This is a genomic window from Weissella bombi (assembly GCF_900094835.1).
GTDB lineage: Bacteria > Bacillota > Bacilli > Lactobacillales > Lactobacillaceae > Weissella > Weissella bombi.
Genome location: NZ_FMAO01000016.1, coordinates 1 through 14,026, shown reverse-complemented (window position 1 = coordinate 14,026; position 14,026 = coordinate 1). Strand labels below are relative to the sequence as shown.

The 14,026-nt window shown below is 36.2% G+C and carries 13 protein-coding genes and 1 tRNA gene; all 14 read right to left on the bottom strand.

Translation table 11 applies throughout. The features are described from left to right. Positions 1-80 precede the first annotated feature (80 nt). Positions 81-1,106, bottom strand: coding sequence for a DNA polymerase III subunit delta (holA, locus tag GA0061074_RS08215; RefSeq protein WP_240005875.1), 1,026 nt, complete (start codon positions 1,104-1,106; stop codon positions 81-83). 66 nt (positions 1,107-1,172) lie between these two features. Next, complete coding sequence (locus GA0061074_RS08210) at positions 1,173-3,422, bottom strand: ComEC/Rec2 family competence protein (RefSeq protein ID WP_092463697.1); 2,250 nt, start codon at positions 3,420-3,422, stop codon at positions 1,173-1,175. Continuing rightward, complete coding sequence (locus GA0061074_RS08205) at positions 3,419-4,096, bottom strand: ComEA family DNA-binding protein (protein ID WP_092463694.1); 678 nt, start codon at positions 4,094-4,096, stop codon at positions 3,419-3,421. The genes GA0061074_RS08210 and GA0061074_RS08205 overlap by 4 nt, the downstream gene beginning before the upstream one ends. A gap of 91 nt (positions 4,097-4,187) precedes the next feature. Then, positions 4,188-4,460: a DUF1292 domain-containing protein gene (locus GA0061074_RS08200; RefSeq protein WP_092463691.1), complete on the bottom strand. Its 273-nt coding sequence runs from the start codon at positions 4,458-4,460 to the stop codon at positions 4,188-4,190. A 72-nt stretch (positions 4,461-4,532) separates the two neighbouring features. Next, positions 4,533-4,817, bottom strand: coding sequence for a DUF1292 domain-containing protein (locus GA0061074_RS08195; RefSeq protein ID WP_092463687.1), 285 nt, complete (start codon positions 4,815-4,817; stop codon positions 4,533-4,535). An 11-nt stretch (positions 4,818-4,828) separates the two neighbouring features. Next, on the bottom strand, positions 4,829-5,263 hold the full coding sequence (gene ruvX / locus GA0061074_RS08190; RefSeq protein ID WP_092463684.1) for a Holliday junction resolvase RuvX: 435 nt from the start codon (positions 5,261-5,263) through the stop codon (positions 4,829-4,831). Positions 5,264-5,289: 26 nt separating this feature from the next. Beyond that, on the bottom strand, positions 5,290-5,541 hold the full coding sequence (locus tag GA0061074_RS08185; RefSeq protein ID WP_092463681.1) for an IreB family regulatory phosphoprotein: 252 nt from the start codon (positions 5,539-5,541) through the stop codon (positions 5,290-5,292). 43 nt (positions 5,542-5,584) lie between these two features. Continuing rightward, on the bottom strand, positions 5,585-8,233 hold the full coding sequence (alaS, locus tag GA0061074_RS08180) for an alanine--tRNA ligase (RefSeq protein ID WP_092463678.1): 2,649 nt from the start codon (positions 8,231-8,233) through the stop codon (positions 5,585-5,587). A 327-nt stretch (positions 8,234-8,560) separates the two neighbouring features. Then, positions 8,561-9,919 carry a DEAD/DEAH box helicase gene (locus GA0061074_RS08175; RefSeq protein ID WP_092463672.1) on the bottom strand — a complete coding sequence of 453 codons (1,359 nt, stop codon included), beginning with the start codon at positions 9,917-9,919 and terminating at the stop codon, positions 8,561-8,563. Beyond that, positions 9,903-10,868, bottom strand: coding sequence for a DHH family phosphoesterase (locus GA0061074_RS08170; RefSeq protein ID WP_092463669.1), 966 nt, complete (start codon positions 10,866-10,868; stop codon positions 9,903-9,905). Before GA0061074_RS08170 ends, GA0061074_RS08175 begins: the two co-directional genes overlap by 17 nt. Positions 10,869-10,975: 107 nt before the next feature. Further along, entirely contained in the window at positions 10,976-12,091 is a 1,116-nt protein-coding gene (gene dinB / locus GA0061074_RS08165) for a DNA polymerase IV (protein ID WP_092463665.1), read from the bottom strand. A 128-nt stretch (positions 12,092-12,219) separates the two neighbouring features. Then, entirely contained in the window at positions 12,220-12,573 is a 354-nt protein-coding gene (yajC, locus tag GA0061074_RS08160; RefSeq protein WP_092463662.1) for a preprotein translocase subunit YajC, read from the bottom strand. A gap of 40 nt (positions 12,574-12,613) precedes the next feature. After that, the gene (gene tgt, locus GA0061074_RS08155) at positions 12,614-13,759 is read right to left on the bottom strand and encodes a tRNA guanosine(34) transglycosylase Tgt (RefSeq protein ID WP_092463660.1); all 1,146 of its coding nucleotides are present in this window, start codon (positions 13,757-13,759) and stop codon (positions 12,614-12,616) included. A gap of 173 nt (positions 13,760-13,932) precedes the next feature. Beyond that, positions 13,933-14,005 (bottom strand) — tRNA-Val (locus GA0061074_RS08150). Positions 14,006-14,026 lie beyond the last annotated feature (21 nt).

The following is a 14,026-nucleotide window of genomic DNA, read 5'->3' as shown; positions in this document are numbered from 1 at the left end:
ACCGTCAAACATCGTAAAAGGTCATGTGCTTTAAGCACTTTTAAAATAGTAGCAAAAATTTATATATAATGCAAGCTTTTTCACTTAACCATTTCATGTTTATACTTCAAAACGAATAATTCAAACAGCAACTCGGGATCACGGCTAGTTGATTTTAACTGTTCTTCCATATTAACTAAGCCTAAATAAGCCCTAGCCAAACGCACATAATTAAATTGACGGACAATCTGTCTAGCTAGCTTAACACGGTACGGATGAACTTTTAAACTTGAAGCAGTTCCCTTTCCACTTTTATCACTAGTTTTAACTTGTAACAGTAATCTAAACTGACCAATTAAGGCACCATGTAACCGTAACGGCTCCTCACCATTCAATAATAATTCATGATACAAATTAACCGCCTGCGTTAATCTTCCCTTTAGAAGGCAATCAATCAAATCAAAAATATTTTCTGTTAACGTATGACTAACTAGCGCATTAACATCTGCAGTTTCAATTTTTTTCGTTGTTACAGTGTACAACATTAACTTATCAAGTTCCGTCATCATTTGTGTTAATGACGAATTAGTCAAACGCATTAGCGTCTGTTGTGCATCACGTGAAATTTGATAACCTGCACTTTTCAATTTTTCCGTCATAAAATTGTTGATGTCTTTCTCGTTCATGTTAACAAATGATAGGTAACTTGCTCGTTCCTTAACAAGTTTTGTTAATTTTTTTCGATTATCTAATTTTTCATAGGGAGCAAAAATAACCAATACAGTCTGTGGTTCTGGCTGTTGAATGTAATCCACTAAATCTTGGGTATGATGTTCTATATTGCTTTTATTTCGTTCACCCGTTAAAAAATATGGTTTATCGATCATTACCACACGTCGATCACCAAAAAAGGGAACCGATTTTGCATCATCAATCGCAACACCTAAGGGAGTTTCGGTTAAATCAAATTGCGCAAAATTAAGTGCACGATCTTCAGGTTGAATTACTTGCAGAAATTGTTGCCTAACCAAGTCTAATAAGTATTGATCTTGACCTTGCACAAAATAAATGGGCTTTAGTTGACCTGTTTGTACATCATTATTAATATCTGCTAATGTTATGTTCACAACAAAATCCCCTTTCATTTTTACTCTTCATAATAAGATACCACGTCTATCTTATTATGCCCATTGTTAATTTAATTGTAAAAATGACTTAATTCTGTACTTACGGAATATACCCCATTCAATTTTTACCATCCCCTTGTCTGCAGTATTGTAAACTTTTAAGTGATATTTTTTTGCAGTCATTAACGTTTCTATATTTGGATGATGATAGCGATTATTAACGCCTGCTGATACAATACCAACATCAGGTTGTAATTGGTTTACAAACTTATCGTCCGTACTCGTTTTTGATCCATGATGACCAAATTTTAAAATATCAACTTTGGGGAATTTGAAATGCTCAATTATTTTTTGTTCACCGCTTTTAGATAAATCACCAGTCATCATTAGACTTAGGTTCCCATAGTCGACGTACAAGCTGACTGAATCATCATTTTCTCCGTTTCCTTCAGCCATCGGATGACAAATTAATATATTGTTCGATAACTTTTTCCCTACTACAACTGGCATAACATGTAGTCCTTTTTCTAAATGTGGGTGTAGCAACTTTTTAAAAGTTGTTTGCTTTTCCATCCCCGATGGAACATAAACATTATCAACTTGGACAACATCTAAAAATGACGATAAATTACCGATGTGGTCAAAATCTTTATGTGTTAACACTAATCGATGGATTCGATTAATAGCATGACCTTTAAGAAAACGGGCCAATTCTTCAACTTGATAATTTTTAGCCGAATCATTAATATTTTGTTGCCTATTTTGTAGCATTTGGAATTGACCACCGACATCGACCATTGTGACATCATTATTTTTAGGTCGTAATATCGTTGCGTCTCCTTGACCTACATCAAAAAAAGCCACAAAGCCACCTGGAAATCCTTGAGGTATCCACCAGACTATTAAATATAAAAAACATATGACAATTGCTAACAAACGCTTACTATAAATCAACCAGCCTAACGTTAGTACCGTTATAAGTACGCACATTATCAATGGTGGCCTGCCAAATAACAACTCTCCTGGTATTTTTTCACCAAATCCAATGCAGCACTGTATGCCATTAATTAACATTTCACAAACGTCACGAACTAAAGTTAATTGCATACAACTAGCAGCAATCCCAATCAAAATAGTTGGTATTACTAACCAAGTAAACAATGGCACAATACAAAGATTGGCAACTAAACTAATTGGATGCCAGCTAAAAGTATGCCAAAGTAATATTGGTAAAATAAAAAAAGATAACCATATACTTTGATACCAACCAGGTCGATCAGATAACCAGAGTAACCCAAACGTTAATAAATAAGATAATTGTCCCCCTAAATTGTATAAAACGCCTGGTTCAATTAATAAACCGCCAATCAGTGAGATTCCCCACGCATCTTTGACATCAATTGTTAACCAATGCAATTCACGCCAAGCTTGAGAAATCCCCAATAAAATTGGACGCACCAATGATTGCACACCACCAGCAAACAACCATAAAATAACTAATAATACCTGAACAATAATCAATGAGTGCTCACGTTGTACACCACAACGTCGTGCAACATGACGCCATATTTGATAGATACCCGTCACTTGAAAACCAGAAATACTAAATAAATTCATTAACCCTAATAATTGAATACCTTCATTATCTGAATAAAAATCAGGTCTTGTATAACCTAATAATAAAGTCTCACCATAATCCCGTAATCCCGTCGGCAATTGTTCAAACCAATTAGTTAAAAAATAATGATAACTGTGCACAGTCCATTTAATTAATAATAAAAAATTATTTGGTTTAGCATATCCTAATACTTTCAATTTCTTAAATTTAACACGATGAACAATTCCACGGCTTCTCCAGTAGGAACGTGGATTAAATGAAAATTCATTGCGTGCCGTTTTTATTCGTTCTACCTCACCCATCCCCTGAATCAATATTGCTCTGGAGGTATTACTTGTAAAGTGAACCACATCATCTTGATTATCAAAAAAGATACGTACCGTTTCATTGCTTAATAACTGAGCCGTTCCAATTACTTTACCATCTTTAAATTGCACATCATCCGGATGGATAATCGCTTTTATTGCTACATTACCTAAAGGTTGTTCAATTAATTGATTAATTTTTACTTGCCAACACAAGAAATAAACAACCCCGCTAGCAATAATCATCGTACTTAAAAAAGGTTTTGAAAATTTAAAGTATAGTAATGCCAAAAACCATAATAAAAATGGTAGCAGCCACCAAACTTGAAACAATAAGATTAAATTAACAGCAGCTAAACACAAACTACTAACTAACAAATATCCTGACATCATACAGTCACTAATGGTTCCAATTTTGCAAACGTCTTTTCACCAATACCACTAACTTCCTGTAAATCAGTAACACTCTTAAAGCCACCTAAATTTTCACGTTCATTAATGATATCTTGCGCACGCTTTTCGCCAATGCCTGGTAAATTTTGTAAATCGGTAATACTCGCCGTATTCAAATTAATTTTCCCATCATTACTATCGGTTTTAGTAGCAGTACTGTCTCGTTCTTTTTGCACATTACCTGGTAATGGATATTCTGCTGGCTGCTGTTCGTTACCAATTGGAATGTACAAAACCTGACCATTAGTCAAACAAGCTGCTAAGTTAATACGTATACTATTCACAGTTGGCAACATACCACCCGCTTTACTGAGAACATCTGCAACAATCGGTTCTTTATGAAAATAGTAAACACCCGGTCGATGTACACCACCTTTTACATCAACAATAACTTGTTGAGTCTTTTGCTTTATAGCACTACCTTCACTTGCCGAACTTGCGTGTACCTCCTTTTTTTGATTAGCTGTAATTGTTGTAATATTCTTTGATTCTGTTGTGGTAATACTTTGAGCCATTTGCCACCAAATTAGCAAACCAATACCAAATAACACTAAACATAAACTAAACCATATTTGATTACGATAACGATAATACAACGCCTTAATTTGGATCATAAGCCACCTCTTTTTTATAAACAAAGACGCACTCATGACAAAATTGTGCAGAAAAAAAGTTCCAAAAAATAATTTTTTGGAACTTTTTGTATTACTGTAATTTTGGATCATTAAAAATTGTATTCATGACTTCTTCAACCATGTCATACTCTTCATCAGTCTCAAGTGGCTGTAACATTCCTTCTTCTGCATCTTTATCATAAATAAATGGAATAACATCCATATCTTCACCTTCATCAACAGACACAGGCTCTAGAATAATATATGATCGTGCAAAGTCTTTTGAATCAAACGAAAACAATTCCTTAAATTCACGTTCCGAACCATCATGATCAGTTAAAATAAAAATTTCTTCTTCAGCCATTTCATTTCTCCTATTTTAAAGAACAAGGACACCTACCCAAAAGTATTCGGATAGATGTCCTTTACTAGAAAATTAACCTTCTTGTTCCTCTAAATACTGATTAAGATGGTCTTCAACCATTGCCCATTCAGCATCATCTTCGATTGGTGTCAAGCCACCCTCAGTAGCTTCCTTTGTCTCTTCTGGATCAAAAATATATGCAAGCATTTCTACTTCTTCATCTTCACCTGATCCAGCTGGATATAGAATAATATATGACTTGCCATATTCTTCAGACTTAAAAGTAAATAATACCTCAAATAATTGTTCATCCCCATTATCATCAACTAACGTAATAATGTCTTGTTCTTCATCCATGTATATACCTCCTACTTTACTAGTGGTCCTTTACGATCCAAATAATTCTGTAAAATTAACCCAGCCGCAAGCTTATCAATAACTTTCTTACGCTTCTTACGTGAAGTATCTGCTTCTTCGATAAGCATTCGTTCAGCCTCAACCGTTGTTAAACGCTCATCTTGAAAGTCAATTGGTAACCCAAATGTTTCTTTCAACAATTCACCATAAGCTCGTGAAGCATCAACGCGTGGTCCAGATGTATTATTCATATTTTTAGGCAAACCCAATACAAAACCAGTTGGCTCGTACTTAGCTACTAGCTCTTTCATTCGGTCAATACCAAATTCTTCTTCATCTTCATTTATTTGGATAATCTCAACACCCTGAGCAGTCCAACCGAACAGATCAGATACTGCAACACCTACTGTGCGAGATCCAACATCCAAACCTAGAATACGTCCCATATTGACCTCTTCCTATGCCATTAACTTTACTTTGACAGATAATCGGTTACAAGTGCCTCAATAATCTCATCACGTTCAAATTTGCGAATCAAATTGCGTGCATCATTTACACGTGGAATATATGCTGGGTCATTTGAAATTAAATAACCAACAATTTGATTGATTGGATTATAACCCTTTGATTCTAGTGCTGCATAAACCACTTCCAACATCTTTCGAACGTCGTGTGGTTCATCCTTACCAAAGTTAAATACAGCTGTATTATCTAATGAACTCATTGTAACAACCTCCTTGTGAGGTTTCCCTCATATCAATAACTTATTACTTAGTTTGTAACCATTCAGCCGCAGCTTTGAAAGCATCTGCAATACCTGCTGGATTTTTACCACCAGCTTGTGCCATGTCAGGACGGCCACCACCGCCACCACCAATTGCTGGTGCGATAGCCTTAACTAATTCACCGGCTTTAATACCTTGCTTAACTGCCTCTGGGGCAACTGCAACTAACAAATTAACCTTTTCACCTAAATTAGCTGCTAATACCAAAACATCAGATGGTGTGCTTTGCTTCCAGTTATCAGCAGTTGAACGCAAAACATCCATTGACTCGACGGCCATTTCAGTTGCAATCAACGTGTAATTGTTAACTTGTTGTGGCTTGGCGAACGCATCATTTGCTGCTTGGTTAGCCAGCTTTTGTTCTAATGAAGCAACTTGACGTTCGGCATCCTTCAAAGCTGTTTGCAAACCAACAACTTTGTCATTAATTTCAGAAAGTTGTGGTGCCTTAACTTGAGTTGCAACATTATTTAACCACTCATCATGAAGCTTAAATAGACGCATAGCTCCGGCGCCAGTAACAGCTTCAATACGACGAACACCAGCACCAGTACCTTGTTCACTAACAATCTTAAACATGCCTAATTCTGCCGTACTATTAGCATGAGTACCACCATCAAATTCAGCATTGTAATCACCGATTGATACAACACGAACTGTCTCACCATATTTTTCAGTAAAGACAGCAACTGCGCCAAGTTTCTTTGCTGATTCAATATCTGTTTCAACCCAGGTTACTGGCAAGTTTTCAATAATCTTTTCATTGATTGTATCTTCAATTTCTTGCAACTTTTCTGCTGAAACAGGACCATTGTACGTGAAATCATAACGCAAAACATCAGCTGTGACAAGTGAACCAGCTTGTGTTGTATGCTCACCCAATAGATTACGCAAAGTTTGATCCAACAAATGAGTAGCTGTATGGTTCTTTGATACGGCTGCATGATAAGCACGATCGACATCTAACTTATACGTCTTACCAACAGTCATTGGTGCCAACACAGTTAATGTGTGTAAGTGTTGACCATTTGGTGCGTTTTGAACGTCCGTCACCTTAGCGACAACTTGACCATCCTCATCGTAAATATTACCCAAATCAGCTACTTGTCCACCCATTTCAGCATAAAATGGTGTTTTAGCAAAAATAGCTTGTGCTTCACCTTGAGTAACTTCATCAACAAGTTCATTATCAACAATTAAATTAGCCAAATTAGTATTATCAACCGTTAATTCAGACCAACCAACATAAGTTGATTCTGTCTTTAAACTCGTTAACAATTCATTTTGAACACCCATTGAAGCCTTGTTAGAACGTGCTGAACGTGCGCGATCTTGTTGTGCTTTCATTTGTGTATCAAAGCCTTCACGATCAACCGTCAATCCTTCATCAGTTGCATATTCATCTGTTAGTTCATATGGGAATCCATACGTGTCATATAACTTGAACGCAACTTCACCATCAATGACGCCATTGTCAGCCTTGGCTGCTGCAATAACATTATCTAGCAGTGACAAACCATCAGATAATGTTTTATTGAAACGTACTTCTTCAGCTTCAACAATTGAAGCAATGTACTCTTTGTTTTCTGATATTTCAGGATAATATGACACCATAATATCACCGACAACTGGTACTAAATCTTTTAGAAATACTTGACTAATACCTAATTTACGTCCATGTAATACGGCACGACGAAGCAAACGGCGAATAATGTAACCACGCCCTTCATTTGAAGGTAGCGCACCATCACCAATGGCGAACGTAACAGCACGAATGTGATCAGCAATTACTTTAAATGAAATATCTTTTGTGTCATCTTCACCATACTTATACTGTCCTGAAATTTCTTCAGTCTTGTGAATAAGTGGCAAGAACAAATCTGTTTCGAAGTTAGTCTTAGCATGTTGGAATACAGATACGACACGCTCTAATCCCATCCCCGTATCAATGTTCTTAGTAGGTAATTCTGGATAATCTTTATTGTCCGTTAAACCAGGCAAGTGATTATACTGTGAAAATACCAAATTCCAAATTTCTAAGTAACGTTCGTTTTCACCACCTGGATAATTTTCTGATTCATCGGCATCGTTAAATTCTTCACCGCGATCATAAAAAATTTCTGAATCTGGTCCTGAAGGTCCCTCACCAATATCCCAGAAATTATCTGGCTCATCGTATAAGTGGTCCTTAGGTAAGCCAACTTTATTCAACCAAATATCTTTTGCTTGGTCATCATTTGGATAAACTGTGACATATAATTTATCTGGATCCATACCAAACCATTCAGGACTAGTTAATAACTCCCAAGCCCAAGGAATTGCATCTTCCTTAAAATAGTCACCAATTGAAAAATTACCCATCATTTCAAATAATGTATGGTGTCGTGCTGTATGCCCAACATTTTCAATATCATTTGTTCGGATTGATTTTTGTGCATTTGTAATACGGTGGTTTTCAGGAACAACCGAACCGTCAAAATACTTTTTTAAAGTTGCAACACCTGAATTAATCCATAATAATGTTGGATCATCTTGTGGAATCAATGATTGAGAAGGTTCGATTTTGTGTCCCTTGCTTTCAAAAAAGCGTAGGAATAAGTCACGAACCTCAGCCGATGATAATTCTTTCATCTTTAATTTAAGCCTCATTTCAAAAAAATATTAATAAAAAACAGACAAACATTGCAATAACAGAGACGCTTAAACGCGGTACCACTCTGATTGCAATGATTGTCTGTATCATTACCTCTTAATCTGCTGATATCGCTAGCAAGCGGTCCACTTTCGTAGACTTTATAATTAAGGTAGCTTTAGATAACTCTCAGCGTTGCTTACATCTAACACAACGTTTCTATCTGCTCTAAGAAAAAAATCTAACATGTCCTTGAGCATATTATAGCATACCCTTGGTTATTTTTTCTCTTTTTTTAAGACTTTTGTTACCTTTTAAAAGCACGCTTATTTCTTATGTGCCTTCTTTTTTGCTTTTTTTGAAGCACGCAAAGACTCACGTTCTGCAACACGCTTCTTATATTTCTCATCACGCGCAATATTATTTTTAATACGACGCTTATAACCAGGCTTAATATTCTTCTTTTTCTTCTTAACCATTCCAATCATAGTTGGATCAAGTTTTGCAGTTGTCTTTGAACGCTGACGACGGCGACGACGATCATAACCAGGCTTTAATTCACCATGAGAAAAAGTCATTGGTTCAAACTTTACACCCATATTTTCGACCATTTGAACACGATCTTCTTCATCAGGATTGTAAATAGTAATAGCCGTTCCAGACATGCCGTTACGCCCAGTACGACCAACACGATGGATAAAGAACTCTAATTCTGTTGGAATACCATCATTAATAATCAAAGATACACCTGGAATATCAATACCACGTGCAGCCAAATCAGTTGCAACAACATATTGATAATCTAAATGTTGAATTTGTTGCATCGTACGCTTACGTTCACGTGGTTGAATACCACCATGAATTTCAGCTACTTTCAGACCACGTCCTCGTAAACTCTTAGTTAGTTCACGAGCTCTAGTTTTAGTATTAGTAAACACTAAAGCTAAATAAGGATTTCCCATTGTTAGCAAATTATAAATCAACGTATCCTTAGTTTCACCCTTTGTTCCAACCAAAATATTTTTAATAGTTGGCGCAATAACCGTTTCAGACGGAATTTCTTCTATAACTGGATTAGACATATACTTTTTCAAAAATGGTTGTAATTTTTGTGGTATTGTCGCTGAGAAAACCAACATCTTTAAGTCTTCCGGCATAGCACTAGCAATCGCATCAACGTCAGATAAAAATCCTAAATCAAGGGTCATATCGGCTTCATCTACAACTAATGTATTAGCGGTATGAATGTCTAGTGAACCTGCTTGATATAAGTCTTTAATACGTCCAGGTGTTCCAATAACAATTTGTGGTTGTTTGTTTTCTAATTGATGAATTTGACGTGCTTTATCCATTCCACCAACATATAAACCAATCCAAGGTTGCTTATCATCAGCAAAAGCACCTGCCATTTGTTTAGCAGCCTCATAAATTTGTTGTGCCAACTCACGTGAAGGTGTTGTAATAACCGCTTGAACACGATCATTATTCACATCATATTGTTGGAAAATTGGAATTAAGAATGTATGTGTCTTTCCTGAACCTGTTTGTGATTGTCCAACTACCGAGCGTCCTTGTAAAATTACTGGAATTAACCGTGATTGAACTGTTGTTGGTTCCGTAAAATGGATATCACTTAACGCTTGGTATATTTCTGGACGTAAATTATAATCAGTAAATTTCGCCATTATTTGTATGTTGCTCCTTTAATAAATTGTTTGCTTCATTAATGATGTCGTTAATTTCATCCATATTTTTAGCTGTAGCACCCGCTGCAAGTTCATGGCCGCCACCACCATGCCGTTTGGCAATTTCATTTATGACGACATTACGTGACCGTAGTCTTACTCTAAAGTAACCATCGTCTTGTTGTTCAAATACTGCCCATGCTTTGACCGTGTTAACTTTACCTAGCAATGGCACAATAAATGCTGTACCAAAGTCACCTAAATCAAATTTTTCAACAATATCATTAGTCAAAACAATATAGTTAAACCCATATTCAGTAGTTGTCATATGCTCATAAACATAACCTGAAGCCTTAGCCGCTGGCAATGAAATTGTATCCATCCGTTGATTAATAGCAACCCAATCAAATTTAAATTTCATTAATTCAGCAACAATATTCATTGTCGCCGAACTTGTGCCATATAAAAAGCGACCCGTATCCCCAACAATTCCAGCATACAAGTAAGAAGCCCCTTTATCAGAAAGCTTTAATTCATCTGAAAACTCTTGATAAAATGCAAAAATCATTGCTGACGTTGAAGATGCTTCTTCAATAACCCAAGTGTAATCACCATATGGTTCATCATTTGGATGGTGATCAATTTTTACCAACACTTTACCATAGTCAAAGCGCCGATCATCCACACGTGGCGAATTAGCTGTATCAGTCACAATTACCAATGCATCATCGTATAATCTATCAGGAATTTTTTCCATTTTTCCCATCCAACTCATGCTAGGAACTGGTTTTCCTACGACATGTACTTCTTTTTGTGGAAAAGATGTTTTAATTAATTCCGCTAGTCCAAACTGTGATCCAAAAGCATCCGGATCTGGACGTTGGTGTCGATGAATAATAATGGTTTGCGCAGCTTTTATTTGCGCCAAAATTGCGGTTTGTGCTGTCATATGTAAATCTCTATTCTTTTTAAAAATTTTTTTAATTGCACATTGGTGTTAACGATAAATATGAAACGGCAATATATGCTAGTATAGCAGAAATTCTGCGTAAAATGCTACTCATATAGGTTTAAGACAATGTTTTCAAATGTCATCGCAGCTAAATTAGTCATCGTTAATCCAAGTAAACGAATTGGTTGTTGATAACCACCTAAGCCTTCAAAAATGTCCTGAGCAATGCGATAAATTTCTTGCGAATCATTTGGTAAAAAATCATCCATAGTTTCACGTCTTGTTTCAGTGTTAAACTCACTATCCCTTAATTTTAACACTAAGGTTTTGCCATGAAGACGAGCTTTTATTAATGTATCAGTCAACTGTTGTGATAAACTTTTTAATTCATCTAAAACCGCTTGCTCTGTATCCAAAAATGGTCCATACGTTCGCTCTTTACCTAAAGACTTACGTTCTCTTTGCCACATAACTGGTCGATTATCAACACCACGAATACGCTCATAAAAAATATAACCACTCTTACCAAACTTGTTGGCCAAATCACTTTGTGACACTGCATATAAATCTGCACCTGTATTGATGCCGGATTGTATCATTTGTTCTGCCGTTTTTTTACCTACACCGCGAATATCTTGAATTGGTAATTCATCCAAAAATGGTCGAATGTCCTCTTCATTGATTACCGTAAATCCACTTGGTTTGTTATGTTCCGATGCTAATTTTGCTAAAAATTTATTAAAGGACACACCGACAGAACTCGTTAATCCAAGTTCATCATAAATAACCTGTTGTAGTTCATGTGCTAAAGCAACTGCCATTTCATGATTTTCACTAATGTCAGTGATATCCAGATACGCTTCATCAAAAGCTATCGGTTCAATTTTTTGCGTGTATCTTTTAAAAATTTGATGTAATTCTTGCGAAACACGACGATATTTTTGAAAATCAGGTGTCACAAATACGGCATGCGGTGCCAATTTTAAAGCTTCAGCAGCACTCATCGCAGAATGAACGCCTAACTCACGCGCTAAATAATTAGCCGTTGCAACAACACCGCGCCCACCTGTTTGTCTAGGATCATGCGCTAAAACTAGTGGAACCGTTCGATAAGCTGGATTATCACGCATTTCAATTTGTGCATAAAACGCATCCATGTCGATGTGCAAAATACGACGCTTAGTATTTAAATGTATTGGCATTTCCAATAAATCAGTCATTGGGTACCTCACTTTTTATCTACTTAATTAGAAGGCGCAATATAAAAAAATTCAGGAAGTTTACCAGCATGACTAGTTAACTTCCCAAAATTTTAGTATCTATCTAAATTAGCGTTATCGTAATTAAATTACTTATCTTCGCTATTTGTATCTTCTTCAATAGCCTTAGTTTCTGTCTCAGTTTCTGCTTTAGTATCAGGCGTTGTAACTGGCGCAACACTATTACCATCTTTAGAAACTTGGCGAATAGCAGATAGTTCAAATACTAAGACAATTCCTTCAGCATCCAATTCAAAAGTACGCGCTTCTTTATTTACTGAAGAAACAGTACCGTGTAATCCACCAATCGTAACAATTTCAGCACCTGGTTGTACATTACTAATCATAGCTTGGCGCTTTTTTTGTGCCTTTTGTTGTGGGCGAATCATGATAAAGTACATTGCAGCGATAAATACAATTAAAATTAAAATATTTGCGTTCATTATAAGTCTTACTCCTTAAGTATATTTCCTAGTTTTTAATTTAAAATAGTCGAGCATTCGGTTCAAAATAACCATACTTGCTTAATGTTTCCTCTCGGAATTCAAGTAAGCGATCCTCTGCGATAGCTTGACGTACATCTTCCATCAACTTTAACAAATAGCGTAAATTGTGGACTGACGCAATAGTCTGACCATACAATTCATTTGTCTTAAATAGATGATGTAGGTATGCTTTTGTAAAGTGTTGTGAACCATAATCTTCAGTTTCAGGGTCAATTAGAGAAAAATCATCTTTATACTTAGCATTTTTAATAACCACTCGACCATGAGATGTTAGCAAAGTTCCCTTACGACCAATTCTGGTAGGTAAGACACAGTCAAACATGTCAATTCCTCTTATTGAAGCGTCAATTAAAGAATCTGGGGCTGCAACACCCATTAAGTAACGTGGCTTATTTTCCGGTAAGAATGGCACTGTAAAGTCCAAAACACGATTCATTTCTGCTTTAGACTCACCAACTGATAACCCACCAATTGCGTAACCAGGTAAATCTAATGAAACTAAATCTTGCGCAGATTGCTTTCTTAGTTCACGGAAACCAGCTCCTTGAACTATCCCAAATAATGCTTGATCATTTGGTCGTTTATGTGCCTTTTGTGCACGTTCAGCCCAACGTGATGTACGTTCAACTGAATTCTTAACGTAGTCATACGTCTCAAAATATGGAATTGCTTCGTCAAGTTGCATCATAACATCTGAACCCAAATTATTTTGAATTCGCATTGCTACCTCTGGTGACAAGAACATTTTATCACCATTTAGATGATTTCTAAATGTTACACCGTCTTCAGTAATGCTGTTATGATCTGATAATGACCAAACCTGAAAGCCACCAGAGTCAGTTAAAATAGGACCATCCCAGTTCATAAACTTATGAAGACCACCAGCTTTTGCAATTAACTCATCTCCTGGTCTCAACCACAAATGATATGTATTTGATAAAATAAATTGTGAATTAATCTCTTTTAATTCACGTGGCGATACACCTTTAACTGTTGCTTGTGTACCTACGGGCATAAACATTGGCGTCATTACTTCCCCATGCGGTGTTGTAATCTTCCCTAATCTCGCACCCGTATGCTTCTCTACATGAAGTAATTCATACTTCACTGCATAATCCGACATATCATGTATCCTTTCACTTATTAGTATTATCGATAAATCTAGTTATCAATAATGAACTTAATATCCATTATATCAGAAACAACTGTATCATACTGCCCCGATTTTAAAGATAAATATAAAATAAAAAGGACACCAAGTAAGGTATCCTTTTTATTTAACTATCATTTTAATTATGGACGTTACAGGGATCGAACCTGTGACCCCCTGCTTGTAAGGCAGGTGCTCTCCCAGCTGAGCTAAACGTCCATGTTGCATCGCGACGTCCTA